This window comes from Ruegeria sp. TM1040, from assembly GCF_000014065.1.
Lineage (GTDB): Bacteria > Pseudomonadota > Alphaproteobacteria > Rhodobacterales > Rhodobacteraceae > Epibacterium.
Window position 1 is genome coordinate 300,120 of sequence record NC_008044.1, and the last position, 24,557, is coordinate 324,676.

General features: G+C 61.3%; 25 protein-coding genes and 1 tRNA gene. 12 read left to right on the top strand and 14 right to left on the bottom strand.

The annotated features are described in order from the left end of the window. Positions 1-215: 215 nt before the first annotated feature. From TM1040_RS05785 to TM1040_RS05800, 4 genes are all read left to right on the top strand, one after another. Positions 216-1,232 (top strand): amino acid ABC transporter substrate-binding protein, encoded by a 1,017-nt coding sequence (locus tag TM1040_RS05785; protein WP_011537643.1) that lies wholly within the window; start codon positions 216-218, stop codon positions 1,230-1,232. Positions 1,233-1,373: 141 nt separating this feature from the next. After that, complete coding sequence (locus tag TM1040_RS05790; RefSeq protein ID WP_011537644.1) at positions 1,374-2,642, top strand: amino acid ABC transporter permease; 1,269 nt, start codon at positions 1,374-1,376, stop codon at positions 2,640-2,642. A 1-nt stretch (position 2,643) separates the two neighbouring features. Further along, the gene (locus TM1040_RS05795) at positions 2,644-3,972 is read left to right on the top strand and encodes an amino acid ABC transporter permease (RefSeq protein WP_011537645.1); all 1,329 of its coding nucleotides are present in this window, start codon (positions 2,644-2,646) and stop codon (positions 3,970-3,972) included. 12 nt (positions 3,973-3,984) lie between these two features. After that, positions 3,985-4,776 (top strand): amino acid ABC transporter ATP-binding protein, encoded by a 792-nt coding sequence (locus TM1040_RS05800; protein ID WP_011537646.1) that lies wholly within the window; start codon positions 3,985-3,987, stop codon positions 4,774-4,776. Positions 4,777-4,939: 163 nt separating this feature from the next. Here TM1040_RS05800 and TM1040_RS05805 read toward each other — a convergent pair whose 3' ends face one another. The 4 genes from TM1040_RS05805 to argB all read right to left on the bottom strand — a co-directional run bounded on the left by TM1040_RS05805 (position 4,940) and on the right by argB (position 7,748). Beyond that, positions 4,940-5,365, bottom strand: coding sequence for a GNAT family N-acetyltransferase (locus TM1040_RS05805; protein ID WP_011537647.1), 426 nt, complete (start codon positions 5,363-5,365; stop codon positions 4,940-4,942). 204 nt (positions 5,366-5,569) lie between these two features. Beyond that, complete coding sequence (locus tag TM1040_RS05810) at positions 5,570-6,067, bottom strand: SixA phosphatase family protein (RefSeq protein ID WP_011537648.1); 498 nt, start codon at positions 6,065-6,067, stop codon at positions 5,570-5,572. Beyond that, positions 6,064-6,759, bottom strand: a complete 696-nt coding sequence (locus TM1040_RS05815) for a hypothetical protein (protein ID WP_011537649.1) — start codon at positions 6,757-6,759, stop codon at positions 6,064-6,066. The genes TM1040_RS05810 and TM1040_RS05815 overlap by 4 nt, the downstream gene beginning before the upstream one ends. A 128-nt stretch (positions 6,760-6,887) precedes the next feature. Next, positions 6,888-7,748 (bottom strand): acetylglutamate kinase, encoded by an 861-nt coding sequence (gene argB / locus TM1040_RS05820; protein WP_011537650.1) that lies wholly within the window; start codon positions 7,746-7,748, stop codon positions 6,888-6,890. Between the two features lie 49 nt (positions 7,749-7,797). Between argB and TM1040_RS20215 the strand changes: the two genes are divergently transcribed. Together TM1040_RS20215 and TM1040_RS05825 are read left to right on the top strand one after the other, a co-directional pair. Beyond that, positions 7,798-7,935, top strand: coding sequence for a hypothetical protein (locus tag TM1040_RS20215; RefSeq protein WP_166485524.1), 138 nt, complete (start codon positions 7,798-7,800; stop codon positions 7,933-7,935). Positions 7,936-7,969: 34 nt separating this feature from the next. Beyond that, the gene (locus TM1040_RS05825; protein WP_011537651.1) at positions 7,970-8,701 is read left to right on the top strand and encodes an SDR family NAD(P)-dependent oxidoreductase; all 732 of its coding nucleotides are present in this window, start codon (positions 7,970-7,972) and stop codon (positions 8,699-8,701) included. Positions 8,702-8,747: 46 nt separating this feature from the next. On the opposite strand, the gene TM1040_RS05830 is transcribed toward TM1040_RS05825, so the two are convergent. The 7 genes from TM1040_RS05830 to ttcA form a co-directional block, all read right to left on the bottom strand. Beyond that, positions 8,748-10,160 (bottom strand): PepSY-associated TM helix domain-containing protein, encoded by a 1,413-nt coding sequence (locus TM1040_RS05830; protein ID WP_011537652.1) that lies wholly within the window; start codon positions 10,158-10,160, stop codon positions 8,748-8,750. A gap of 68 nt (positions 10,161-10,228) precedes the next feature. After that, positions 10,229-10,561, bottom strand: coding sequence for a hypothetical protein (locus TM1040_RS05835; RefSeq protein ID WP_011537653.1), 333 nt, complete (start codon positions 10,559-10,561; stop codon positions 10,229-10,231). A gap of 34 nt (positions 10,562-10,595) precedes the next feature. Beyond that, positions 10,596-11,246, bottom strand: coding sequence for a ribosome biogenesis GTP-binding protein YihA/YsxC (gene yihA, locus TM1040_RS05840; protein ID WP_011537654.1), 651 nt, complete (start codon positions 11,244-11,246; stop codon positions 10,596-10,598). Beyond that, entirely contained in the window at positions 11,246-11,983 is a 738-nt protein-coding gene (locus TM1040_RS05845) for an MOSC domain-containing protein (RefSeq protein WP_011537655.1), read from the bottom strand. The genes yihA and TM1040_RS05845 overlap by 1 nt, the downstream gene beginning before the upstream one ends. After that, positions 11,980-13,806, bottom strand: a complete 1,827-nt coding sequence (yidC, locus tag TM1040_RS05850) for a membrane protein insertase YidC (protein WP_011537656.1) — start codon at positions 13,804-13,806, stop codon at positions 11,980-11,982. Before yidC ends, TM1040_RS05845 begins: the two co-directional genes overlap by 4 nt. Positions 13,807-14,231: 425 nt before the next feature. Then, positions 14,232-15,731: a putative bifunctional diguanylate cyclase/phosphodiesterase gene (locus tag TM1040_RS05855; protein ID WP_011537657.1), complete on the bottom strand. Its 1,500-nt coding sequence runs from the start codon at positions 15,729-15,731 to the stop codon at positions 14,232-14,234. Between the two features lie 112 nt (positions 15,732-15,843). After that, positions 15,844-16,731, bottom strand: coding sequence for a tRNA 2-thiocytidine(32) synthetase TtcA (gene ttcA, locus TM1040_RS05860; RefSeq protein ID WP_011537658.1), 888 nt, complete (start codon positions 16,729-16,731; stop codon positions 15,844-15,846). 134 nt (positions 16,732-16,865) lie between these two features. On the opposite strand from ttcA, the gene TM1040_RS05865 reads away from it, so the two are divergent. Next, the gene (locus tag TM1040_RS05865; protein ID WP_011537659.1) at positions 16,866-17,411 is read left to right on the top strand and encodes a DUF3833 domain-containing protein; all 546 of its coding nucleotides are present in this window, start codon (positions 16,866-16,868) and stop codon (positions 17,409-17,411) included. Here TM1040_RS05865 and yidD read toward each other — a convergent pair. From yidD to rpmH, 3 genes are all read right to left on the bottom strand, one after another. After that, the gene (yidD, locus tag TM1040_RS05870; RefSeq protein ID WP_011537660.1) at positions 17,408-17,668 is read right to left on the bottom strand and encodes a membrane protein insertion efficiency factor YidD; all 261 of its coding nucleotides are present in this window, start codon (positions 17,666-17,668) and stop codon (positions 17,408-17,410) included. The genes TM1040_RS05865 and yidD overlap by 4 nt on opposite strands. A 198-nt stretch (positions 17,669-17,866) precedes the next feature. Then, positions 17,867-18,325, bottom strand: coding sequence for a ribonuclease P protein component (gene rnpA, locus TM1040_RS05875; protein WP_044026652.1), 459 nt, complete (start codon positions 18,323-18,325; stop codon positions 17,867-17,869). A 31-nt stretch (positions 18,326-18,356) separates the two neighbouring features. Continuing rightward, positions 18,357-18,491 carry a 50S ribosomal protein L34 gene (gene rpmH, locus TM1040_RS05880; protein WP_005980833.1) on the bottom strand — a complete coding sequence of 45 codons (135 nt, stop codon included), beginning with the start codon at positions 18,489-18,491 and terminating at the stop codon, positions 18,357-18,359. A 466-nt stretch (positions 18,492-18,957) separates the two neighbouring features. Here rpmH and TM1040_RS05885 point away from each other — a divergent pair, with 466 nt between their 5' ends. The 5 genes from TM1040_RS05885 to TM1040_RS05905 all read left to right on the top strand — a co-directional run bounded on the left by TM1040_RS05885 (position 18,958) and on the right by TM1040_RS05905 (position 23,954). Beyond that, positions 18,958-19,695: a TVP38/TMEM64 family protein gene (locus TM1040_RS05885; protein WP_011537662.1), complete on the top strand. Its 738-nt coding sequence runs from the start codon at positions 18,958-18,960 to the stop codon at positions 19,693-19,695. A gap of 3 nt (positions 19,696-19,698) precedes the next feature. Continuing rightward, positions 19,699-21,114, top strand: a complete 1,416-nt coding sequence (locus tag TM1040_RS05890) for a dihydrolipoyl dehydrogenase family protein (RefSeq protein ID WP_011537663.1) — start codon at positions 19,699-19,701, stop codon at positions 21,112-21,114. A gap of 17 nt (positions 21,115-21,131) precedes the next feature. Then, positions 21,132-22,517 carry a sensor histidine kinase gene (locus TM1040_RS05895; RefSeq protein ID WP_011537664.1) on the top strand — a complete coding sequence of 462 codons (1,386 nt, stop codon included), beginning with the start codon at positions 21,132-21,134 and terminating at the stop codon, positions 22,515-22,517. Between the two features lie 126 nt (positions 22,518-22,643). Continuing rightward, positions 22,644-22,720: transfer RNA gene (locus TM1040_RS05900), tRNA-Arg, on the top strand. Positions 22,721-23,411: 691 nt separating this feature from the next. Beyond that, the gene (locus TM1040_RS05905; protein WP_011537665.1) at positions 23,412-23,954 is read left to right on the top strand and encodes a hypothetical protein; all 543 of its coding nucleotides are present in this window, start codon (positions 23,412-23,414) and stop codon (positions 23,952-23,954) included. Positions 23,955-24,557 lie beyond the last annotated feature (603 nt).

The window sequence follows — 24,557 nt, forward strand, 5'->3', positions numbered from 1 at the left end:
ATTCGCGCCAAAGGCTGCGCAAAAAATACCAGCCTCACGCGGTTCAAGGCGAAAAGCCCATTGATTTCGGTGATACTGCCCTTGACGTACGTTGATGAATCCGCCCAAACTCGGCCTCGAAAACGGGGCCAACCCCGTTTCAAACAGCCCGCACCGTGACGGGGTGGGTGATAAAGAACCACCAAACTCAGGTGGATAGTCAGGAAGAGGTAAACATGAACAATTCCGTATTCTTTGGCGCGCTGACCGTGGCCGGTCTCGCAGCCGGTGCAGCCGCAGCCGGCACGCTTGACGACGTCAAGGCACGCGACAAACTGAACTGCGGGGTCTCCACCGGTCTGGTCGGCTTTTCTGCGCCGAACGCGAACGGTGAGTGGGAAGGCTTTGACATCGCGGTCTGCCGCGCTGTTGCTGCAGCCGTCCTGGGTGACCCGAGCAAGGTCGAATACGTGCCGACCACCGGCAAGACCCGCTTCACCGCACTGGCCTCCGGCGAGATCGACATGCTGGCCCGCAACACCACATGGACCTTCAGCCGCGACGTTGACCTGAAGTTCGAATTCGTCGGCGTGAACTACTACGACGGTCAGGGCTTCATGGTCCCCAAAGAGCTGGGCGTGTCCTCCGCCAAGGAGCTGGACGGCGCAACTGTCTGCATTCAGACCGGTACCACCACCGAACTGAACCTCGCGGACTTCTTCCGTGCCAACAACATCTCCTATGAGCCGGTTCCGATCGAGACCAACGCAGAAGCGCGCCAGCAGTATCTGGCCGGTGCTTGCGACGTCTACACCACCGACGCATCCGGTCTGGCGGCAACCCGCGCGACCTTTGACGACGCAGCAAACCACGTGATTCTGCCGGAGATCATCTCCAAAGAGCCGCTCGGCCCGCTGGTCCGTCACGGTGACAACGAGTGGGGCGACGTTGTGCGCTGGACTCTGAACGCAATGATCGCAGCTGAAGAGCTGGGCATCACCTCCGCAAACCTGGCTGAGAAAGCTGCAGGTACCGACAACCCGGAAATCAACCGTCTGCTCGGCACCGAAGGCACCCTCGGCGAGATGCTTGGCCTGGAAGCTGACTTTGCTCAAAAAGCGCTGGCCGCTGGCGGCAACTACGGTGAGATCTTTGCCAAGACCATCGGCGAAGACACCCCGGTTGGCCTGGCGCGTGGTCTGAACGCACAGTGGACCGATGGTGGCCTGCTCTACGCACCGCCGTTCCGTTAATTAGCGAAACCGGAAAAGGGCGTGAGGTTCTCCTCGCGCCCTTCTTCCAAGTTAAAGAATAACGAAATCTGCGGCTGATCCCGGAGTGAGGAAGAACCTCACCGGGAGGATTGGAACCGCAGGCCTCGGGGATCCCAACATATGTCGACTTTGACTGACCCGCCGAAAGAGACTTTTCGGCTGTCGATGCTGATTTACGACACCCGTTATCGCTCAGCCACCATTCAGGTTGTCGCGCTGATCGGGTTCTTGATCCTGGTTGGATCAATCATCAGCAATACCGCACAAAACCTAGCAGATCTGGGTAAAGAGCCCAGTTTCAGATTCCTGTCAGAGCCTGCGGGCTATGACATCAACCAGCGCCTTCTGGATTATGACAATCAGGACAGCCACATGCGCGCGTCCCTGATGGGGCTGTTGAACACGCTGGTTGTGGCCGTTCTGGGCTGTATTACCGCAACCATTCTGGGTGTGATCATCGGTGTTCTGCGCCTGTCTTCGAACTGGCTTGTTGCCCGTTTGATGGCCGTTTACGTCGAGATGTTCCGCAACGTGCCGCTGCTCTTGTGGATCGTGTTCATCATGGCGATCCTGATCGAGACCCTGCCTGCGCCGCGGGCGTTCCGGGGGGAAAACCCCGAAGCGACCATGAGCGTCTTTGACAGCGTTGCCGTCACCAACCGCGGTGTCTATGTCCCGGAGCCGCTGTTCCATAACTCCCTTGGAAACATAGGTGTTTTTGGTGATTCAGCTGTTCGCTTTGACGTCTCGCTGGACCTGATCGCGTTGCTGGTCGTTCTGGGCGCGAGCCTTTATGTCTCCAAACGCATCCGCCTCTGGGCCGATCAGACACAGGAGAGCACGGGGCTTCGGCCAACCACCTGGCACATGCGCTCTGCCGTGGTTGTGCTGCCTTCGGCGTTGCTGCTGTTCGTGCTGGGGTTCCATCTGGGCTATCCGGCGCTCAAGGGGTTCAACTTTGCGGGCGGCACTCACCTGCGGAACTCCCTGATCGCTTTGTGGCTTGCGCTTTCGCTTTACACGGCTGCGTTTATCGCTGAAATCGTGCGCTCTGGTATCCTTGCGATCTCCAAGGGGCAGACAGAGGCGGCCGCCGCCCTTGGCCTGCGTCCCAAGCGTATCATGAACCTTGTGATCCTGCCGCAGGCGCTGCGCGTGATCATTCCGCCGCTGATCTCTAACTATCTGAACCTGACCAAGAACTCCTCGCTCGCGATCGCCGTGGGCTACATGGATCTGACCGGGACCTTGATGGGGATCACCATGAACCAGACCGGACGGGAGTTGGAAACCGTGCTTTTGGGCATGCTCGTGTACCTCACGATCAGCCTGCTGATTTCCAGCGTCATGAACTGGTACAACAATCGCGTCAAACTGGTGGAGCGGTAACATGAGTGACATTTCTTTTGTACGCACAGAGATGCTGCCGCCCAAAGAACCCCCTGCAAGCGAAGTGGGTGTGCTGGGCTGGATGCGCGCAAACCTGTTCTCGAACTGGTTCAACTCGGTCCTGACCCTGGTATCGCTCTATTTTGTGATCCAGATCCTGATAGGGCTGATCACTTGGGCCTGGGTGCCAACATGGTCGGCGGGCTCGCTCCCGGAGTGTCGTGTCATCTTTGAAGAGCTGGGCCGCACGGGCCACAATGCCGGGGCCTGCTGGGGCGTGATCGCCGAACGCTGGCCGCAGCTGCTGTTTGGGTTCTACCCGAATGGCTCCGAGCCGGGGACGGCTGACCTGCGCTGGCGACCGGTTCTGGCCTTCTTGCTGCTGTTCGTGGCTTTGGCGCCGGTGCTCTTTGCCGACAAGGTGCCTGCAAAGCTGATCTACTTCAGCGCAGCATACCCGTTCCTGATGCCCTGGCTTCTGTGGGGCGGTACCGTTTGGACGCCGGTTATGATCGCAGCGGGCTTTGTTGTGGGCTACTTCGTCTACAAAGCGGTGTCGCAAGCGACGTCGGAACTGATTGGCCTGATTTCAGGGGTCGTTGGCGCCGTTGTCTGGTGGCTCTTTGTGGCGTCGTTCATTGCGTCGGTTCTTGCAGGGATCGTGCCTTTGGCACTGGAATCTGTCGAGTCGCGCCAGTTCGGGGGCTTCATGCTGTCGATCCTCATCGGGGTTGTGGCCATCGGTCTGTCCTTGCCGATCGGGATCGTGCTGGCGCTTGGTCGTCAGTCGGACCTGTTGATCGTCAAGACACTCTGCGTGGGCTTTATCGAGTTCATTCGCGGTGTGCCGCTGATCACGCTTCTGTTTGTGGCCTCGACGCTGTTGAACATCTTCATGCCTCCGGGGACGAACTTTGACATCATCATGCGTGTGTTCATCATGGTGACGCTCTTTGCCTCTGCCTATATGGCCGAGGTGATCCGGGGTGGCCTCGCGGCTCTGCCCAAGGGTCAGTATGAGGGTGCCGACAGTCTTGGCCTCAATTACTGGCAGGCGCAGCGTCTGATCATCATGCCGCAGGCATTGAAGATCTCCATTCCGGGCATCGTCTCCACCTTCATCGGCGTTTTCAAGGACACCACCCTGGTGTCGGTCATCGGTCTCTTTGACCCGCTGAACCTGACAAACGCCATCCGTGCTGACGCAAATTGGAACGGCCTCGTGTGGGAGCTTTATGGCTTCATCGCGCTTCTGTTCTTCGTCTTCTGCTTCGGCATGTCCCGCTATTCCATGTACCTGGAGCGCAAACTCCAGACTGGCCACCGTTAAGGAGTTCAACATATGTCTGAACTTGCTCTCGACCGAGAAATCGACCGCTCCAAGATGAAAGTCTCGGATGAGGTCGCCATCCAGATCACCGATATGAACAAGTGGTACGGCGCGTTTCACGTGCTGCGCGACATCAACCTGACGGTGAACCAGGGCGAACGCATCGTCATCGCGGGGCCTTCGGGCTCCGGCAAATCCACCCTGATCCGCTGTCTCAATGCGCTCGAAGAGCATCAGGCGGGCAAGATCGTGGTGGATGGGACCGAGCTGTCGAATGATCTCAAGAACATCGACAAGATCCGCTCCGAGGTTGGCATGGTGTTCCAGCACTTCAACCTCTTCCCGCATCTGACCATTCTGGAAAACTGCACGCTGGCCCCAATCTGGGTGCGCAAGACGCCCAAGAAGGAGGCTGAAGAGCGCGCGATGCATTTCCTCGAAAAGGTGAAAATCCCCGAACAGGCGGATAAATATCCCGGTCAGCTGTCCGGTGGTCAGCAGCAGCGTGTGGCCATTGCACGGAGCTTGTGCATGATGCCTCGGATCATGCTCTTTGACGAGCCGACCTCGGCGCTCGATCCGGAGATGATCAAGGAAGTGCTCGACACCATGATCGAGCTCGCCGAAGAAGGCATGACCATGCTCTGCGTGACCCACGAGATGGGTTTTGCCCGTCAAGTGGCGAACCGCGTGATCTTTATGGATGCGGGGCAGATTGTGGAGCAGAACGAGCCCGAAGAGTTCTTCAACAATCCGCAAAGCGAACGCACCAAGCTGTTCCTGAGCCAGATCCTCGGTCACTGAGATCTGTTGTCAAATTGAGAAAAGGCCGGGCGATGCCCGGCCTTTTCGCATGGTATGGGGGGAGGGGGCGCTGCCCCCTTTCGAGCCCTGCGGGCCCGACCCCCGGGATATTTTCAAAAAGCTGAAGGCAGAGCGCAGTTGCTTTTGCGCTCCGGTTCCTGCGTCAGCTTGGTAGGCGCATCACGATTTCTTTGTGTTTGAAGAAAGGGTTGAGGCGTTCTTCTAAAGGTGTGAAACCGTAGGCCTCGTAGAAACGACGCGCCGTGTGGTTTGCCGCAAAGACACTGAGCGTGAGCGCCTCGCGGCGCGCTTGTACGTGATCCAGAAGGGCGCGCCCGTAGCCCTTGCCCTGATGGTCTGGAAGAACAAACAGCCCGCCGACCTCATTGCCCAAGAGTGCGATGAAGCCAACGGGTGTGGCACCCGGCGCGATCATCCAGGTTTCGGCAAGGTCAAGGAACTGGTCGCGGATCATGGCTTCGGCCTCGGCCACAAGCCTTTGGCTGAGGAACGGGTGGGCGATGGCACTTGCCGCGCGCCAGATGTCGAGGACCGTCGATTTATCCGACGGAGAATAGGGTCTGATCATTGTCAGGACTGTCCCGTGTTGCGCCGCACAGGGCGGCGGAGGAGTTGATGGGATTGCACACACCAGCAGGAGCGGCCGAAGCGGCACGCGATTGCCTGGTTGGGGGTGCAGCACTGGCGCGGTTGCGCCGGTATCAACGGGACATCAAATCTCCTGTGTCTGAGCTAGAGCCTACCGCGCGGGGCCTCTGCAGGCAAGGCGCGGTTATTCTCCCAAGAGTTCGCGGGAGACCACAAAATCGATCACCCGGCCGCTGTGCGGTTGCATCTCGGCCCAATGCGCGATGTCGAACTCGACCAGCAGAGTTGCCCCTGTGGGGTAGTCGTCGAACCGCGAGTGTGGCGGCGGATGTTTGACGATATCATGAGCAAAGGCCAAAAGACCCGGATTATGGCCCAGCAGCAGCACATTGGGCTGGGTGGCCTCGCGCAGCACATCGTAGAGGATCTCGGGCGTGGCATGATAGAGGCGCTCGGTGAAGGTCGCCGGAGCGGTGAGTGCCATGAGATCATAGGTCTCGCGGGTGCGCTGCGCCGAGGAGGAGAGCACTTGCAGAGGCGGGCTGCTCTGTTCGCGGACCCAGGCGCCCAGAGCGGCGGCCGAGCGGCGGCCGCGCGTGTTCAGCGGGCGCGCGTGGTCGCTGGGGGCGTCGGTGTTCCAGGCGGATTTTGCGTGGCGGGTCAGAAACAGGGTACAGGTCATGGGCGATGAAAATATCTCATGTGGTGGGCAGATTGCGCAGGCTGGCGTCCGGCACCGTCACTGAGCGGGCAGGCCCGGCGCGCGATGCAGCCCGATGCCATGCACTCCGCCCCCTGTGGTGTGTCCAGGTGGTTGTGGCAGGCTGCCAGTTTATAGGGGCCTTCGTCAACCAAGGCGTGTACGGGGCAGGCCGAGAGGCAAGGGCGCGCGGCGCAGCTTGCACAGGGAGAGCGGGAAAGCCGGGGCGGTGGGGTCGCAAATGTCTCGTCAAAAAACAGGGCTCCGCGGTAGGAAATCAGCATGCCGACCTCATCATGCACCAGCAGTTGCGACGGAGATGTGAAGGCGCGCCCCGAGGCGAGCGCCCAGGCGACAAATGGCGCGTAGGGTGGCCCGCCAAAGGGAAATTCTGCCTTCTGTGCCCCATGGTCGTGCGCCAGTCTTTCAATCACCCGGCGGGAGTAGCGATCAACCGGATCCGGCCTGTTGTCGCGGCCCTCGGGGGCGGTTGACAGCACCTGCCAAAAGGTAGACGCGGCGCCGATCAGGATCAATGTGCCGCTATCATAGCCGGGCACAGGCACACGTTTAGGGTGAACACTGCCATAAACCATCAAACCAAGCGGAGGGAGCGCTGCCGAGAGCTGGTCGTATCGGTTTTGAAGGTCTGGAGAAAACTGAGGGGCTGCCATTGCCCCAGAAGACCCTGAACCGGGCGTTCTGGCAAGCCTGCGCGCAGACAAGGGCTGCGCGGGGCATTTGTATCGGCCGGGTCGTGGTCCCGAGACGCCCGGGACCAATACAGCGCATCAGCTGAGGATCAGCTGCGGATCATCGAGCCTGCGCCGTGATCCGTGAACAGCTCCAACAGGACCGCGTTGGGCACGCGTCCGTCGACGATGGTGCAGGCGCGCACCCCGCCGCGGACGGCGGCCAGAGCGGTCTCGGTCTTGGGAATCATACCACCGGCGATCACGCCCGCGGCGGTCATTTCCTCCACATCGGCGGCCTTGAGCTCGGTCACGACCACACCTTCGGCGTTCTTCACACCGGCCACATCCGTCAGCAGCAAGAGCCGGTCGGCCTTGAGTGCGGCGGCCACGGCGCCTGCGGCGGTGTCGCCGTTGATGTTGAAGGTTTCGCCGGCCGTCCCGGAGCCGATGGGGGCAATCACGGGGATGAACTCTTTTTCAAAGAGGTTCTTCAGCATGTCGGCGTTCACCTCGGAAGGGGTGCCCACGAAGCCAAGTGCGGGATCGGTTGCCTCGCAGGTGATGAGGTTGGCGTCTTTGCCCGACAGGCCAATCCCCTTGCCGCCCTGGGCGTTGATCGCCTGCACGATGCGCTTGTTGACCATGCCGGAGAGCACCATCTCCACCACTTCCATGGTGGCTGCGTCGGTGACGCGCTTGCCGTTCACGAATTCGGACTTGATCTGCAGCTTGTCGAGCAGCGCGTTGATCATCGGCCCGCCGCCATGCACGATCACCGGGTTCACGCCCACCTGACGTAGAAGCACCACGTCGCGGGCAAAGCTCTCCATGCCTTCGTCGCTGCCCATGGCGTGACCGCCGAGCTTGATGACCACGATGGCGTCGTCATAGCGCTGCAGGTAGGGCAGGGCGCTTGAGAGGGTTTCGGCAGTGGCAATCCAGTCGCGGTTCATGTCTCTGGTCTTCATCTGTCTGGTCCTGAGGCCTCGGGGGATGCCGGGGCGAAGTGTTCCATCGGTGTTACGCATTTCCGGCCCGCCTGCCAAGCAGGATCTGGTTGCAGCGCTCCTCTCCGATGGGGATCTGACCCGCATGGTGGTGCAGGGCGCCCTCTGCTGTGCCGGATGCCATTGCCGTGGCGGCACGGGCTGCTAAGGTCTGCGCAGCATCAGCCGTGAGAGGACAGCCCATGCGTCGCAAAACCCTGCTCTTGACCGGAGCCAGCCGGGGCATCGGCCATGCCACCGTGCGCCGGTTCAACGCCGAGGGATGGCGGGTGATTACCTGTTCACGCCAACCGTTTCCCAAGGAATGCCCCTGGGGCGGCGGCGAGGAAAACCATGTGCAGCTGGATCTGTCGGACCCCTCGGATACCATCAATGCGGTTGGTGTCATTCAGGAACGTCTGGAGGACGGCAGGCTTGACGCTTTGGTCAACAACGCGGGTATCTCGCCCAAGGGCCCCGATGGCGAGCGGCTGAGCACGCTCAACACCGATCTGATGGATTGGGCCAAGGTGTTTCACGTCAATTTCTTTGCCTCGGTGGTGCTGGCGCGCGGCCTGCGCGAGGAACTGGCCGCGGCCAAGGGGGCAGTGGTCAATGTGACCTCGATTGCGGGCAGTCGGGTGCATCCTTTTGCGGGGGCGGCCTATGCCACCTCAAAGGCGGCGCTGGCGGCGCTGACGCGCGAGATGGCGCATGACTTCGGGCCGATGGGCGTGCGCGTAAATGCGATTGCGCCGGGCGAGGTGGAGACCTCGATCCTCAGCCCTGGCACCGACAAGATCGTGGAAAAGCTGCCGATGCGCAGGCTTGGCCAGCCCTCCGAGGTGGCGGATGCGATCTATTTCCTGTGCTCGGAGAAGAGCAGCTATATTTCCGGCACCGAGATCGAGGTGAACGGCGCGCAGCACGTCTGAACGCCGCAGGATTGGCCCGGCCTTGTGCGCAAAGCCGGGCCGAGGGTCAGCTGACCACGCGCTTGAGGCGGGGCAGGTTCGACAGGATCAGCACATCCAGTGCCAGAACCGCCAAGAGCGTCAGACCCACCAGCGGGAAGGCCAATGAGGCAAAGAGCCCGATCAGCACCGCACCCTTCCAGAACGGCAGATCCTCGGGCATCGGCGGGGCCGCGAGACGTGCGGCACGCGTGGGGCGGCGCTTGAGCCACATCACCATGCCCGAGATGCAGACAAAGATCATCGACAGGCAAAACACCGTGTTCAGAACGAGGTTCCACAGCCCCATGAGCCCCATGTGAAAGGGGATGCCAACCGCCATGGCCTTGCCCGCCAGCGAATAATCGTCAAAACGCACGTCCGCCAGGATTTTGCCCGTGTATTGGTCGACATGCACCGTGCGGTCGACAAAGGGGTCCGTGCTGTCCCCGGACATGCTGTCGCGATTGAGGGTCCAGACCCCATTGGCATCGCGCGGGAGGGCGACGCGGAAGCGGCCTTCCATCCCGAGCGCGCGCCCAAGCGCAATCACCGACCCCAGCGAGACCGCTTCGCCCGGTGCAAGCCCCTGTGTTCCGGCGGTGGAGCCAGACATGGGCATCGGCGTCTGTTCCAGTGCCCAGGGGACATCATTGGTGCTGCCGTGGTTCAGATGCGCGGCATGGGTGCTGTCCGAGGTGGGCACGGCGTCCCATTTCTGCGCCGGAAAGCTGGACCAGGCCTGCACGAATTTCTCACCCCAGATGCCGGTCCAGGCCAGACCGGAAATGAGAAACACCACCAGAAGGCCGGACATCCAAAAGCCCAGCACCCCGTGGAGGTTTTTCCATAGGGCGCGTCGCCGCGCGCGCAGATCCGGCAGCAGCGCTGCACGCCAGTTGCCGCGCGGCCACCAGAGGTAGAGCCCGGTGACAACCAGCACAATCCCGAGCCCGGCTGCGATCTCGATCAGGCGGTCGCCCGTCTCTCCGATCAGGAGAGTTCCATGCATATTGTCGGCCCAGTCGTACCACCCGGCGCGCCGGTCCCAGATCTCAAGCACCTCGCCCGTGTATTGGTTGAGAGCAACCATCCGGTTTCCGCCCTGAGGCGGGGCAATGCGATAGACGGTGGCGAGATCGGCGCTCTTGGGGGCGATCCATTCGACAATTGCGCCAGGCTGGGCGGCCAGGACGGCCTGCATCTGCGCCTCGATCGGCATCTCGACGCCCGTGACTGAGACGCGCAGGGTCTCGCCGTCGCGACCGTCCACCTGCGTGATGAACATCATCATCAGACCGGTGACGGCCAGCATGATCAGAAAGGGAATAACGTAAAGCCCTGCGTAGAAATGCCAGCGCCAGGCGGCGAAGTAGAATTTCTGCGACAGGTTCGGGGCGGCGGGACGGCTGTCCACGCCGGTGGTTTGGCTGAGTGCCATTGTGGGATGTCTCCATACCAGTAAGACCACGTTAAAACGCGGTGAAATCAGGGTGATTTTTGCAAGGATCAGGAGAGAGCGGGCGGGCCGCGGGCGTCATAGCGCCAGTGAAAGCCAGCGCTGTGATGGGTAAACGGCGCGCGCGCCCAGAGATCGCGCTCCGGCCCGCTCAGGGGCAGGGGCAGGAGGACCGCGTCATGCGCCGCAAGCGTGGGCTGCGCCGCAAACGGACAGTCGCGGCTGGTGCTTTGGTCTTCGTCGTGGGCCGGCACAGGCGCGCCCAGATCGACCCAGCGTTCCTCGACGCCCTCGGGGGTACAGAGCACCAGCAGCACCTTGCCATCCTGCGCCGTCACCGGCATCCAGCCCGCCGGGATCAACCCGGCGATCAGAATGGCCATCAGGCCCAGATGTGACAGCAGGCGGCGCAGGCGCCTAGTCCAGATGCGCGATAATCGAGCGCAGGGTGGCGATGCCGTCGCCTTTTTCCGAGGAGGTCAGCACGATCTCGGGATAGGCGGCGGGGTGTTTGGAGAGCGCGTCGCGCACCTGATCAAGGATTTTGGCGCGGTCCTTCTCTTTCACCTTGTCGGCTTTGGTCATCACCACCTGAAAGGTCACGGCCGACGTATCAAGAAGCTTCATGATCTCTTCGTCGACCTTTTTGACACCGTGACGGGTGTCAATCAGCACAAAGGCGCGGCGCAGGGTCTGGCGGCCCGAGAGATACTGTTTCAGGAGACGCTGCCATTTCTCCACCACGGCGAGCGGCGCGTTGGCATAGCCATAGCCGGGCAGGTCCACGAGATAGAGCTCGGGCCCCTGGGTGAAGAAGTTGATCTCCTGCGTGCGCCCCGGCGTGTTTGAGGCGCGCGCCAACCCTTTGGTGCCGGTGAGCGCGTTGATGAGCGAGGATTTCCCCACGTTGGAGCGCCCGGCAAAGCAGACCTCGATGCGGTCCGCGGGCGGCAGGCCGGACATGGCGACCACGCCCTTGAGGAACTCGGACTGGCCGGCAAAGAGCTTGCGCCCGGTTTCCATGGCCGCTGCATCGGGCTCTTCGGCGAGGGGAAAGGGAAGCTGCATCACAGAACCTCTAGGCTGTCGGAAAGCGCGATGTCGCCATCGCTCAGGACTCTGGCGCGGATGCCAAAATCGGTGTGGCCCCAATGCTCGCGCAGCGCTTTCAGCGTGTTGGCATCGCGCGCGCCGGTCTCGGGGTTGGTCTCGGTGGCGCGACAACGGGTGATACGGTCCACCACCTCAAGGCGCGCGGTTCCTATCTTGAGCTCGCGCCCGACCCAGTCAAATTCTTCAAAGGGGGCGGTGCCGTCGATCCAGAGATTGCCCCGGAACCGGCGCGGGTCGAGCTCCTGTCCCAGCGCATCACCAAGCGCCTTGAGGGAGGTGAGCGACAGGATCGCTACGGCAGAGAAATCCGCATCCGCCATGCCGCCCGCGGGGGCCTTGATGAGCGTATGAGGCTGAGGGCGCTCGGCGGGGTAGAGCGGCAGGAGCCACTCCAGAAGCCGTGCGCCATCGGTGGCCGGATCAAGGGTGATCTCGCCCTGTTTGGGGTGGCGCAGGGTGATCTGGTTGCCTTGCGTCTCGGCGGTGATCGCCATCAGTTCGGGACCAAAGCAGCCGCGCGCAAAATTGCGGCAAGGCTGCCATGCGCCGGTGTCCTCGGAGGTGCCGGTCAACACTGCCCAGGCCCGATCCAACGGCATAGGCCCGCCTGTTTCCAAGCGGACCTCTGTCAGTGGTTCGGCCCCGATCCCCTTGATCGGGTGCCGCCACATTTGTCTGACAGTTGCTGTCATTTCTTCTCGGCTTTCTCGGCTTTGTCCTTCTTGAAGCCTGACTTGATATTGCCAAAGACATCAGGGGTATAGCCGTGCGAGCGCATGATCAGATACTGCTGGGTGAAGGTGATCACGTTGTTGGTGATCCAGTAGACCACGAGGCCCGAGGCAAAGCCGCCCAGCATGAACATGAAGACCCAAGGCATCCACGCAAAGATCATGCGCTGGGTTTCATCCGTCGGGGCAGGGTTCAGTTTCTGCTGTACCCACATGGAGACCCCGAGGAGGATCGGCAGGATGCCGATGAAGACCAGCGACAGCAGGCTGTCGGGGGCCGGTGCCGCCCAGGGCAGCAGGCCAAAGAGGTTGAAGAGCGAGGTGGGATCGGGCACCGAGAGATCCTGGAAGGGACCAAAGAAGGCTGCATGGCGCAGCTCGAGTGTCACGAAGATCACCTTGTAGAGCGAGAAGAAGATCGGGATCTGGATCAGGATCGGCAGACAGCCTGCGGCCGGATTGACTTTCTCGCGCTTGTAGAGCTCCATCATCTCCTTTTGCATCTTCTGACGGTCATCGCCCGCGCGTTCGCGCAGCTTTTCCATCTCGGGCTGCAGTTCCTTCATCCGCGCCATCGAGGCGTAGGATTTATAGGCCAGCGGGAAGACGAGGATTTTCAACAGGAACGTCAGCGCGATGATTGCAACACCCATGTTGCCGATCGCGGCATTGAGCCAGTGCAGCACGGCAAAGATCGGCTTGGTGAAGAAGAAGAACCAACCCCAGTCGATCGAGTCGAGGAAGCCTTCGATGCCTGCACGCTCATACTCGCGGATGGTGGCCCATTCCTTCGCGCCCGCAAACAGCTGGGTGTTCGCGCTGGTGCTCTCGCCGGCGGCGAGGGTCACGGTCGGCAGAACCACATCCGTCTGGTAGATGTCGCGGCGTTCGTCGTATTTTGCGATGGCGCGGAAGGCCTCACCGGGGGCGGGGATCAGCGTCGACATCCAGTAGTGGCCGGTAAAGCCAATCCAGCCGTTCTCGGTCACGGTGTTGACCTGCGCGCGCGACCCGTCGCGGGGATCGGGGTCGAAATCGGTCATGTCGTCATAGTCGATTTCCGACAGCTCGCCATCGGCCATGCCCACAACGCCCTCGTGCAGAACAAAGAAGTTCTCGAGGTTGGCGGGTTCGCCATGCCGGGCGAGGGTGCCGTAGGGCGCCAGCGCGACGGACGCGCCGGAGCTATTGGTCACCGACTGGGTGATCGAGAACATATAGTCCTCATCGATGGAAACTTCGCGCGAGAAGGTCAGGCCCTTGCCGTTGTCCCAAGTGAGCGTCACCGGGGTGTCTGGGGTCAGGGTCGCGCCCGCTTCGGCCTGCCAGAGCGTATTGGCGGTGGGCACATCTTCGATGCCAAGACCGGCCCCCGGCGCCCAGCCGTAAAGCGCGTAGTAGGCATGGGGCTGACCGGCAGGCGACAAGAGCGTCACGATTGGCGAATCGTCATCCAGCGTCTCGCGGTAGTCCTTGAGCCGCAGATCGTCGATCCGGCCCCCTTTGAGAGAGATGGAGCCCTCGACACGCGGGGTGTCGATCGTGAGGCGCGGGACGTCTTCGGTGATTTCGGTTTCGGCGGCGGCCGCGTCGACCTCGGCGGTTGCCGCACCGGCACTGGGCGCGGCCGCAGGTGCGGTCGTATCGCCTTGGGGCGCGGTTTCAGTGACTTCAGTCGCAGGCTGAGGCGCCTCTTCCGGCGGGGGGAAGAAGAAATACCAGCCGAGGATCACCAGGAAACTCAGAGCGGTTGCGAGCAGTAGATTCTTGTTCTGATCGTCCATCTGGACAGCCACCTCATGCATGCAAAGTCAGGGTGTGGTTCAACAGAGGTCGGTCCGGAAGGTCAAGGGAAATCCGGGTCTCGCATCCAACTGTGGGCCGGGAATCCCTAAAAATGGGGGCGTGGCGGTGGCGTGGATGCGCAAACCACTTGCCTCGTCGTGTTTTCTCAGGCGCAAGCGTGCCTCGGGGTGCGTGCCACGGCGCGTCGAAAACGTTGCGCGGATTCGCGGTCAGTGGCAGCAGCGTGAGCCGCGCTTCCAAGACCGGATTATGGCAAGGTTCGGGGCATCAGAAGGCGGCGCGCGCATGGCGGGCGGGCGCAACGGCCGGCCTTGTCGCTGATCTCTGTACTGATCTCTGACCGGTGGTTTCTGGCTAGAGGTTTCTGGCAGGTCGTTTCTGGCGGGGCGTCTTCGGCGCGACCTCAGGGGCGCTGGCGACCGATGGCGGGGGCGTCCTGAAGCTTGGCCTCGTGGTTGATGACCCAATCGATGGTCTGGTCAAAGGGCATCGGGCGACCGATCCCGAACCCCTGCACATGATCACAGCCCAGCTGCGCCAAGAGAGCGTGTTCGCCTGCGGTCTCCACCCCTTCGGCGAGGGTCTTGAGGTCAAGCCGTTCTGCCATGGTCAGAATCGCGGTGATCATCTTCTGCTGCTCGGGATCGTGATCCGCTTTGGTGACAAAAGACCGGTCGATCTTGATCCGGGACACGCGGAAACGGCGCACGGAGGCAATGGAGGCATGACCGGTGCCAAAATCGTCGAGATCAATGTGGCAGCCCATCTCGCCCAGGGCGGTGATGTTGCGTGCCACCACCTCGTCCGGCTGATCGGTCATTACCGTTTCCAGCACCTCGATGGTGAGCCGGTCCGGGGTCAGGCCAAAGCGGTCCAGTTCCCAGCGAATGCGGTTGACCAAGCCGGGATCGCGCAGCTCGTCCGTGGCGAAGTTCACTCCAACCGTTGGCACCTTGAGCCCAGCGGCATCCCAGGATTTCAGCGCGGTCAGCGCTTGTTCAACCATGACCTGGCTGAGTTTTTGCAGCAGACCGGCATGTTCGAGAGCGGGCAGAAAAGCCGACGGGGGGATCATGCCTTTGACCGGGTGGCACCAGCGTGCCAGCGCCTCAAACCCCGATACGCGCCCGGTGTCGGTGCAGATCTGTGGCTGGAACCAGGCCTGGATCATACCGTTCTGGAGCGCGGAGGCCGCGTCCTCCATCAGGTTGACGGTGCGGTCCAGATGAACATGCGTGTCACTGGAATATGCGCGGATGCTGGAGGGGCCGACCACCAGCGCCTCGTCAAGGGCGGCGACCGCGCAATCGAGCCAGCTGCTGCCGGCGTCCTTGGGGACGCGGTGGCGCTGACAGATTCCGATCGAGCAGGACACAAAGAGCGATGTGCCCCCGAATTTGATCGGCTCTTCAATCCGGAACTGCAAGCGTCCGGCGAGCTGGATGCAGAGCTCCAGATCAAGCTGCATGATCGGGGTGAGGCAGATCGCAAAGCGGTTGCGCCCCAGTCGCGCAATGGTGTCGCGATGACGCAGGATCGAGCGCATGCGCTCGCCCACGCGCTGCATCACGATGTCACCGGCGTCCTGGCCATGGGCGGCCACAAGCGCATCGAATTCGTCGATTTCGACCACCACCAGTGCGGATTTGAGGCCCGTACCCTCGGTGCGGTCAAACACATCGCGCACATGGGTTTCAAACCCCGGCGCCAGCAGGAATCCGGTCAGCTCGTCCCGCCCCGGTGTAGTTTCGCGCGATTTGGAAAAACCCCCAAGCACGGCGTAGGTCAGCGGCAATCCAAGGGCCACGGCCAGCAGCGCGGATTCGCCGCCAAACCAGAAGGCGCTGAGGCTGATGGCAGGCAGGAAGGCCAGCATCGGCGGCCCGAAGACAACTCGCGACATTCCGTCCCTGACCCGCAGTAGAAGGCGTGAATACGGAAAATTCATGAGTTCGAGACCTTTCGACTTCGCCGGTGGTGCAGGCATAGACTAGGTCGCGGGTCTGACTGAGGAGTTAACGCAGCTCGGGGATTTCTTCAGTTTCCGTCGAATTATCGATATTTTTCAGCGCAAGCCCCGTGAAATCAAAGAGCTTCGGGTCCAGAAGATGCGACGGACGCGCATTCATGAGCGCCCGGAACATCACCTGCCGCCGTCCGGGGCTGTTTGATTCCCAGGTATCAAGGATCTGTTTCACCTGCTGGCGCTGCAGCCCATCCTGGCTGCCGCAGAGATCGCAGGGAATGATCGGATAGTTCATCGCGCGGGCAAATTTCTCGCAATCGGCCTCGGCCACATGTGCGAGCGGGCGAAACACAAAGAGGTCCCCCTCTTCGTTCACCAGCTTTGGCGGCATCGTGGCGAGGCGCCCGCCGTGAAACAGGTTCATGAAGAACGTCTCGAGAATGTCGTCGCGATGATGACCAAGCACCACTGCAGAGCAGCCCTCCTCGCGGGCGATGCGGTAGAGATTGCCGCGACGCAGACGCGAGCAGAGCGCGCAATATGTGCGCCCCTGCGGGACTTTATCCATCACGATGGAGTAGGTGTCCTGGTATTCGATCCGGTGTGGCACCTGCATCTTTTCCAGAAACTCCGGCAGCACCGTCGCGGGAAACCCCGGCTGGCCCTGGTCGAGATTGCAGGCCAAGAGATCCACCGGCAGCAATCCGCGCCACTTGAGCTCGTAGAGTACGGCCAAGAGCGTGTAGCTGTCCTTGCCGCCCGAAAGGCACACCAGCCATTTTGGCAGGGAGCCATCCTCGCGCCGTTCAACCATGCCATATTGCTCCACCGCCTCGCGGGTGTAGCGCACGATGCGTTTGCGGAGTTTCTTGAACTCGGTGGTTTGTGGCGCGCCCTGAAAGAGCGGGTGAATATCGTCGAGATCCTGGTCCAACATGTGCGCCCCGTAGCGCCTGTCAGGAGGCTTGCCAAGTAAAACCTGCATCTCGGCTGCGCAAAGTCAGCGATGATTTTGGATCCGTAGCCACCGCTGGGGCGTATCTATTCGTGAACTGGCAGGGAGAGACCTCAATGAGATATCTGTGGCGTGCGGCGCTGATGATGGGCGCTTTGGTGGCGATGCTGGGGCTTGCCAACTGCGGGCGGCCCTCGCTCGAGGATGAGAAGCTGAGCGATCAAAAGCTCAATCTTGAGGAGTATTTTGACGGCAAAACAGTGGCCTACGGTCAGTTCAAGGACCGCTTTGGCACCGTGCGGCGGCGCTTCAAGGTGGAGATCGACGGCACATGGGATGGCGAGCAGCTGAGGCTCAACGAGCGTTTTGCCTATGCGGATGGCTCCAGCGAAACGCGCAATTGGGTGCTCACGAAGACGGGCCCTGACGACTGGGTCGGCACCGCCGAGGGTGTGCAGGGCGAGGCGCGCGGACGCGAGGTCGGAGACACGTTCAACTGGGCCTACACGATTGATCTGCCACTGCCCGACGGCGACAGCATGCGAGTCGATTTTGACGACTGGATGTGGCTTCTGGAGGACGGGCGGCTTTTGAACATCGCCTATATGGAGCGCTTTGGCGTGACCCTGGGCGAGGTCACGATCTTCTTCGAGCAGCGCTAGGGCGTGCGTCCGCAGCAGCGGTCGTGCTTCGGGTCCGCGCCCGGAACAGGATCATAGCCCGACCCGCCAAAAGGGTGACAGCGGCCAATGCGGCGCAGCATCAGATAGGTGCCCTTGAAGGGGCCGTGACGCTCCAGCGCGTCGAGAGCATAGGCCGAGCAAGTCGGCTGGTACCGGCAGTTAAAGCCGACCCAGGGGCTGAACAGCAGCCGATAGCCACGAACGGGCAGGGCAATGAGGCGGGCGAGAAGGCGCATGGACGTGACATAGGCACTGGCGCATGTCAGCGCAACGTCAATGAGGCGCGGATTTGCGCCGCGCAGCGGCGCCGGGCCCAACGGGGGAGGGGGCTTTTTATTGCACCTGACACGGGCGGGAGCCCCCGTGGACAGACGTCTGAGCGGCCCGCCGGTCTGCCCGCCCGCGTACCCTTGCGCCTGTCACGATTCGTGCTGTCAGGATCCGTGTAGCTTGCGCAGCGCGTAGAGGAAGTCTTTTTGCATCTGCTCAAAGGGGCAGGTCGTTGTCTCACCCGCGCGCCCGATGAGCACATAGTCCCAACCCGGTTTGCCATGCTCCTTGAGCAGGAGCCGCGCGATCTCGCGCAGGCGGCGCTTGGCACGGTTCCGCGTCACCGCATTGCCCACCTTCTTGGAGCAGGTAAACCCGACCCGAAGGGAACCCTCATCGCCGCGTTTGCGGCCCTGCACCATCATCGAGCGCGTGCCTTGCTTGCGCGCCCGAGCCGCAGCGAGGAATTCGCCGCGTTTGGTCAGCAAAACCATCCCCGCCCGCGTTTTTACGGGCTTGGCCGCAGCTTGGGCCTCTTGGGGAGATGATGCACAAACGGACACCGCCGGAGGCTGTATCCCTTGGTCAGCGGTGCTTGCCATGGGAGCCTCCGGCGGTGTCATGTCCGTCAGAACTGTCGTCTGAGTGCGAAACTTATGCGCTCAGGGACTTACGACCGCGTGCGCGGCGTGCGTTCAGGATTTTGCGGCCTGCTTTGGTGGCCATACGCGCACGGAAGCCGTGGCGGCGTTTGCGAACCAGGTTCGAAGGCTGATAGGTGCGTTTCATCGCTCCGGTCTCCAAATGTTGTCATCGGGTACGGCGCGGAATCGCCCCCCGGGGTCTATCTCGAAGCCCGGTCTCTAGACGCCTCCTGCCGCGCTGTCAAACCCATTGCGGTCAATTTCCGCATCCCTTGCCATATTTCTGTTAAAAAACGCAAGCGACCGCGCGGGTGGCCCGTCTTGGGTCGCCCATTGATCGCCATTTGGCCCTCAGAGATGCGGTGCGCAACGTCAAAACCGGTCACAAAGGGAATCATCTTTGGTGCGTTTTTCGCCCGTTGCGGTGCTGAAATGTTTCAGTTTTGTCATCAAGGCCCCCAGATCATCACGAAACCGAAACGGGTCATCAAGCGGGCGTGAGGGTGCGCGCATCCCTCTCGCCAGCGCCACATCTGGGAGGATAGAGCAGTGAGACCCCTCAACACCTTTGTGCAACGGGTGGGTAACGGGCCCAAGCTAAGGATGACACGATGATGAGCGACACCCCTTCTTCTCCCAAGCGCAAGAACTGGCTGCGGCATCTGCCGCTCGCCCTGGTGGCGGTGGGGGCTCTTGTCGGCGCCGTGACGCTGGGCGATGTGCTGTCGTTTGAAACCCTGCGCGACAACCGAGAAGCATTGTTGGCGTTCCGCGACCAGAACTATCTGGGCCTCGTGCTGGTGTTTCTTGTCGCCTATGTCGCCATCGTGGCCTTCTCGCTGCCCGGGGCTGCAGTCGCCTCGGTTACGGGCGGGTTCCTGTTCGGATTGGTCGCAGGCACCGGCTTGAATGTTCTGGCCGCAACCATCGGGGCGATGGCGATCTTTCTGGCGGCGCGCTGGGGGCTTGGCGCGGCGCTTTCTGCCAAGATCGAGTCCAGCGAGGGGCGCATCCGGCGCCTGAAGTCGGCGCTTCATGATACCGAGATCGAGGTGCTGTTGCTGCTGCGCCTGGTGCCGGTGGTGCCGTTCTTTGTCGCCAACCTCCTGCCGGCACTGGTCGGGGTGCGCGTGTGGAATTTCTTCTGGACCACGGCGCTGGGCATTATTCCGGGGGCCATCGTGTTCACATGGATCGGGGTGGGACTCGGTGAGGTGTTCGATCGTGGCGAAAGCCCAAACCTGAGCCTGCTGTGGGAGCCCCATATCATCGGTCCGATCCTCGGACTTTGCGCGCTGGCGGCGCTGCCGATCCTCATCAAAGCCCTGCGCGGCACATCGGAGGTATAAGACATGGCTTCGATCAAATGTGATCTGCTCATTATTGGTGCGGGGTCTGGCGGGCTGTCCCTGGCTGCCGGTGCCAGCCAGATGGGGGCGGATGTCGTGCTTCTTGAGGGCCACAAGATGGGCGGCGATTGCCTCAACTATGGCTGTGTCCCGTCAAAGGCGTTGCTGGCCAGCGGCCATATCGCCCATACGCAGGCCCATGCGCAGGCGTTTGGCATCGCTGACCAGGCCGCGGAGGTGGATTATGCCGCCGCCAAAGGGCATGTGCAGCAGGTGATCGACACCATTGCGCCGGTGGACAGCCAAGAGCGGTTCGAAGGCTTTGGCGTGCGCGTGATCCGCGAGATGGGCCGCTTTATCAGCGCCAACGAGGTTGCAGCGGGCGACACCACCATTACTGCCCGGCGGATCGTGGTTGCCACGGGCTCCAGCCCCTTTGTACCGCCGATTCCGGGTCTTCAGGACGTGCCCTACCTGACCAATGAGACGCTCTGGGCGCTGAACGAGCGGCCTGAACATCTCATCGTGATTGGCGGCGGTCCGATCGGCATGGAGATGGCCCAGGCGCATCGCCGTCTGGGCAGCAAAGTCACTGTGCTTGAGGCACAGGCGGCGCTGGGGCGCGATGACCCGGAAGCGGCCGCCTTTGTGCTGGAAAGGCTGCGTAACGAGGGAATCGAGATCCGCGAGCACACCGCAGCGCAGGCCGTGCGGCAGGAGGCGGGGCGGATCGTGGTGCAAACCAGCGCCGGGACCGTGTCCGGATCGCATCTTCTGGTGGCGGTTGGGCGCAAACCCAATCTCGATGGGCTCAATCTGGAGGCCGCCGGGGTTGAGGTCGGCCGGGCAGGCATCAAGGTGGGGCCGGACCTGCGCAGCAGCAATCCCAAGGTCTATGCCATTGGCGATGTGGCCGGGCAGGGGCAATTCACCCATCTGGCGGGCTATCACGCCAGTGTCGTCATTCGCTCCTTGCTCTTTGGTTTGCCTGCAAAAACCAAGACGAACCATATCCCCCGCGCCACCTACACCGATCCCGAGATCGCGCAGGTGGGGCTGACCGAAGCCGAAGCGCAGGAGACATACGCCGCAAAGCTCGAGATTGCCCGGTTCGACTACAGCCACAATGACCGCGCCATCGCGACCCGGCAGGCGGAGGGCTTTATCAAGGTCATGGTGGTCAAGGGCCGCCCCGTGGGGGCCACGATCGCGGGGCCGCAGGCGGGGGAGCTGATCTCCACATGGTCGCTTGCGATTGCCAATGGGATGAAAATGAGCCAGATCGCCGCAATGGTTGCGCCGTATCCAACCATCTCTGAGCTTAACAAAAGGGTCGCGGGCGCGTATTTCTCCCCGAGACTCTTTGAAAATTCCGCCGTAAAGCGGGTTGTCCGGCTGGTGCAACGCTGGCTACCCTGAGACGAGAACGGGGACTGATGTTAAACACGCTTTCGGGCCGATTTCTGATCCTGACGACGGTCTTCGTGATGTTGGCCGAAGTGCTGATCTTTGTCCCTTCGATCTCCCGGTTTCGGCAGGACTATCTGGAGGACCGACTGGAGCGGGCGCAGATCGCCTCGCTTGCGCTTCTGGCGGATGACATGATCGAAAGTGACCTGGAGCGGGAGCTGTTGGAAAATGCCGGTGTCTACAACGTCGTGCTGCGGCGGGACGAGATGCGCCAGCTGGTGCTGTCGTCGCCTATTCCCAGCCCGATCACAGAGACCTTCGATCTGCGCGACGCCAGTGCGCCGACCCTGATCGGCGATGCGTTGACGCGGCTCTGGTCGCCCGGCAATGAGATCATCCGGGTCATTGGCGCGCCGGTTCGCGACGCAGGCCTCCTGATCGAAATCACCATGGAAACCGGGCCTTTGCGGGCCGCAATGATCGATTACGGGTTGCGTATCCTGCTGCTCTCGGCGGTGATCTCCGTGCTGACGGCGGTGTTGTTGTTCATCGCGGTGCGCATGGTTCTGGTGACACCGATCAAGGGGGTCATCGGCTATATGCAGCGCTATGCGGCCGCCCCCGAGGATGCGCGTGGGATCATTACGCCCAAGGCCGGGGTGATCGAGCTGCGCGAGGCCGAAGAGGCGCTGCAAAAGCTTCAGACCGAGCTGACCCATGCGCTCAAACAGCGCGAGCGGTTGGCGCAGCTTGGCGGTGCGGTGGCCAAGATCAGCCATGATCTGCGCAATATCCTCACTTCGGCGCAACTGTTCACCGACCGCATCGAAATGAGCGAAGACCCCCTGGTGCGACGTCTGGCGCCGAAACTGGTGAATTCCATCACCCGCGCGGTGTCGCTCTGTGAAGGCACGCTGGCCTTTGGCCGCGCCGAAGAGCCAGCCCCGACATTTGGTCGGGTGTGCCTGAGCGAAATCATCGACGATGTGGCCGAGAGCGAAACCCTCGTGGCATCGGATGTGGACGTGGAGATCTGCAATACGGTGCCGCTGCCGACGATGATCCGCTGCGACAAGGAGCAGATCTTTCGCGTGATCATGAACCTCGTGCGCAACGCCCGGCAAGCGATCATCGCAACCGGGCGCAATGGGCGCATCACGGTGTCGATGCGCGAAGAGGAAAACGCATGGTGGGTCGAGGTGGCCGATGATGGCCCGGGCCTGCCCAAAAAGGCGCTCGACAATCTGTTCACCCCGTTTCAGGGCGGTGCGCGCAAAGGCGGCACCGGACTTGGCCTTGCCATTGCAGCCGAGCTCATCAAGGGCCACGGCGGGCATCTTGCGCTTGCACGGACCGGTCCCGAGGGCACGGTCTTTGAGATCTGCCTGCCCAAAGGCGATGGCGCGGTCTGATCTAGCAATCCTCCGTCCACTGCGCCCGCCTTTGCTGCGGATCAAGCGGCGTTGTCATAGATGTGTCAAAAAAGTTCTGATTTGGGGTTGCGCCTTCCCAAGGGCAGCTATAAACCGCGCCCCAGTGGACCGATAGCTCAGCTGGATAGAGTACTTGACTACGAATCAAGGGGTCGGGGGTTCGAATCCTCCTCGGTCCGCCACTACCCCCCCCTCGTAAAACATCAGACGACATTGACCTAGGTGTCATTGACCGATGCAATCCACCGTTTTGGCGTGTTGCGTTGGCCTGACCTTCCCTTGGGAAAATCAGGGCAGATGTGCAGGTTCAGATTTTGAGCCCGCCGGTTCCTGCTAATCTGCCCCATATGTCCAAAGGTAGGCGAACGCGGGAGGGGGCGAGGCAATGCTATTCGACCGGTTTGGTGCGGCCCGCAGGCGCAGCCGAGGACACGGCCCGGTCAAATAAACTGCCCTCGGGGAAGGCCAGAGGCGTTTGGCTCGTCCAAATCCCACTGGCCCACAAAACAGAAGCGGCGGGGCCGCCAGTCCCGCCTTAGTGTTGCGGTCATTCAATTTTGAAAATTGAGTTCACAGGTTGCGGACAATGCGGCCACTCGTATGTTCGGAGGCAACGACCGAGGGCAGCGGTAAATCCCGTTGGAAAGTGGCTCGACCGGTCTGTCCAAAGGGGGGCGATCAAACCAAAACCCGGATCACCCCCGCCGCCGAGATCAGAATTCACGCTCAGTTCGCGCGTCAGAAGCCAGACCCACGGCACAGCGGCCCCAAACAGCTTGATTGGCGCGCAAAGCGTCGCCAGAGTGACAAAGGCCGTGTTCTACTTGGAGAATGTCGGCTATGCCAATGCAACTCTTTCAAAGTGCCGAATAAATGCTCCGCCATCTCACAACAAAATTCGTACTCGCCCTTCTCCTCGCAGCTTGTAGCACAACACAAGGCAGCGTCAGCCGAAAGTCAATTCAGATCGACGCAATGACGGTAACCTGGAACGACATGCTGCAATTAAGTTCATTGCATGAAGCCTTTCCGACGGAAAAGGGCACAAGCATTTACATGTTCACGAGGTTGTTCAAAGACCCAACCTACACCCCGCGAAAGGCGCAGCTGTCAAATGGCTGGACTGTTACAGGAAACATAGGTGCTTGTGACCTTATTTTGAGGAAACAGCCCGCCAATGCACAACAGTTGTATGACGAATGCCGTACAAAACTTGCGGCGCTAGCCGCGCCTAAACCGCAGCCTGAGCTTGGGCTTAAGGAGTTTATCAATTTGGCAGAGCGCGCTGTTCAACAAGAGGGGAGCTGCCAGTGGCTTGGATATGACCGCGGCCTTGATTTAACTGTCCGGGCGCATGGAAGCCTAGCCAGTTTTTCTGACGAAAGACTTTTCTTTGCTAAGCTGAAATGCAGCTAAAACACTAGCTGCTGAAAGATGGTAGTCTCAACGCGGTTCCATTGCTTGCTGTGAGGTGGCTGCCATCATCCCGATTCTGGCAACAATTGTCGCTAAGGAAATCGCGCTCGATTGCTCTAAGCTGCACATGTCGCGTAGGGCCGGATAGCCCCACATCCCCTGCGTTCGAAGGTGGTCGTCGGCTGCACCTGCGGGTCTGGTTTTCATGATCTTCGGTTTCGGTTTGGGCAAGCTCGGCGAACGGCGGCTTCTCCTAGTCCTCGTGCATCGTGTGGCCGCTGCTTTACAGATCAAAACCACGACTTTGCAAAGGTCACTAACTGCGCTTTCCAGTCATTCGACCAGGGAGCAGCATTTGGTAAAGTGGGCCTCTGCACCCGCCGTTGTTTCGATCTGCATGTGCGGCCGCTGTCGATCTTGGGTCAGAAATACTTGACGTTTGGGTCAAAATCGAGAGGCGCGGCCGTGCCGTTCTCTCAGGCTTTGGTCGCTGATTGGGGCAACGGTGTTCGACGTTCCACGCCTCGCCTCCAAATAGCTGACGCTTGGCGCCGAGCGCGAATGTGGCTTTGTCCGAGCATCTCGTCCTAACCGCAATCACAG

Coding starts and splice junctions, on each gene's coding strand:
- argB (WP_011537650.1), bottom strand. CDS start 7,748: ATGAAGACCAGAGACATGAACCGCGACTGGATTGCCACTGCCGAAACC.
- TM1040_RS05810 (WP_011537648.1), bottom strand. CDS start 6,067: ATGACCTGTACCCTGTTTCTGACCCGCCACGCAAAATCCGCCTGGAAC.
- TM1040_RS05905 (WP_011537665.1), top strand. CDS start 23,412: ATGCTCCGCCATCTCACAACAAAATTCGTACTCGCCCTTCTCCTCGCA.
- TM1040_RS05790 (WP_011537644.1), top strand. CDS start 1,374: ATGTCGACTTTGACTGACCCGCCGAAAGAGACTTTTCGGCTGTCGATG.
- rpmH (WP_005980833.1), bottom strand. CDS start 18,491: ATGAAACGCACCTATCAGCCTTCGAACCTGGTTCGCAAACGCCGCCAC.
- TM1040_RS05785 (WP_011537643.1), top strand. CDS start 216: ATGAACAATTCCGTATTCTTTGGCGCGCTGACCGTGGCCGGTCTCGCA.
- TM1040_RS05855 (WP_011537657.1), bottom strand. CDS start 15,731: ATGTCGCGAGTTGTCTTCGGGCCGCCGATGCTGGCCTTCCTGCCTGCC.
- TM1040_RS05795 (WP_011537645.1), top strand. CDS start 2,644: ATGAGTGACATTTCTTTTGTACGCACAGAGATGCTGCCGCCCAAAGAA.
- TM1040_RS05815 (WP_011537649.1), bottom strand. CDS start 6,759: ATGGCAGCCCCTCAGTTTTCTCCAGACCTTCAAAACCGATACGACCAG.
- rnpA (WP_044026652.1), bottom strand. CDS start 18,325: ATGACACCGCCGGAGGCTCCCATGGCAAGCACCGCTGACCAAGGGATA.
- yihA (WP_011537654.1), bottom strand. CDS start 11,246: ATGCAGCTTCCCTTTCCCCTCGCCGAAGAGCCCGATGCAGCGGCCATG.
- TM1040_RS05830 (WP_011537652.1), bottom strand. CDS start 10,160: ATGGCACTCAGCCAAACCACCGGCGTGGACAGCCGTCCCGCCGCCCCG.
- TM1040_RS05895 (WP_011537664.1), top strand. CDS start 21,132: ATGTTAAACACGCTTTCGGGCCGATTTCTGATCCTGACGACGGTCTTC.
- yidD (WP_011537660.1), bottom strand. CDS start 17,668: ATGCGCCTTCTCGCCCGCCTCATTGCCCTGCCCGTTCGTGGCTATCGG.
- TM1040_RS05805 (WP_011537647.1), bottom strand. CDS start 5,365: ATGATCAGACCCTATTCTCCGTCGGATAAATCGACGGTCCTCGACATC.
- ttcA (WP_011537658.1), bottom strand. CDS start 16,731: ATGTTGGACCAGGATCTCGACGATATTCACCCGCTCTTTCAGGGCGCG.
- TM1040_RS05825 (WP_011537651.1), top strand. CDS start 7,970: ATGCGTCGCAAAACCCTGCTCTTGACCGGAGCCAGCCGGGGCATCGGC.
- TM1040_RS05865 (WP_011537659.1), top strand. CDS start 16,866: ATGAGATATCTGTGGCGTGCGGCGCTGATGATGGGCGCTTTGGTGGCG.
- TM1040_RS05835 (WP_011537653.1), bottom strand. CDS start 10,561: ATGGCCATTCTGATCGCCGGGTTGATCCCGGCGGGCTGGATGCCGGTG.
- yidC (WP_011537656.1), bottom strand. CDS start 13,806: ATGGACGATCAGAACAAGAATCTACTGCTCGCAACCGCTCTGAGTTTC.
- TM1040_RS05890 (WP_011537663.1), top strand. CDS start 19,699: ATGGCTTCGATCAAATGTGATCTGCTCATTATTGGTGCGGGGTCTGGC.
- TM1040_RS05845 (WP_011537655.1), bottom strand. CDS start 11,983: ATGACAGCAACTGTCAGACAAATGTGGCGGCACCCGATCAAGGGGATC.
- TM1040_RS05800 (WP_011537646.1), top strand. CDS start 3,985: ATGTCTGAACTTGCTCTCGACCGAGAAATCGACCGCTCCAAGATGAAA.
- TM1040_RS05885 (WP_011537662.1), top strand. CDS start 18,958: ATGATGAGCGACACCCCTTCTTCTCCCAAGCGCAAGAACTGGCTGCGG.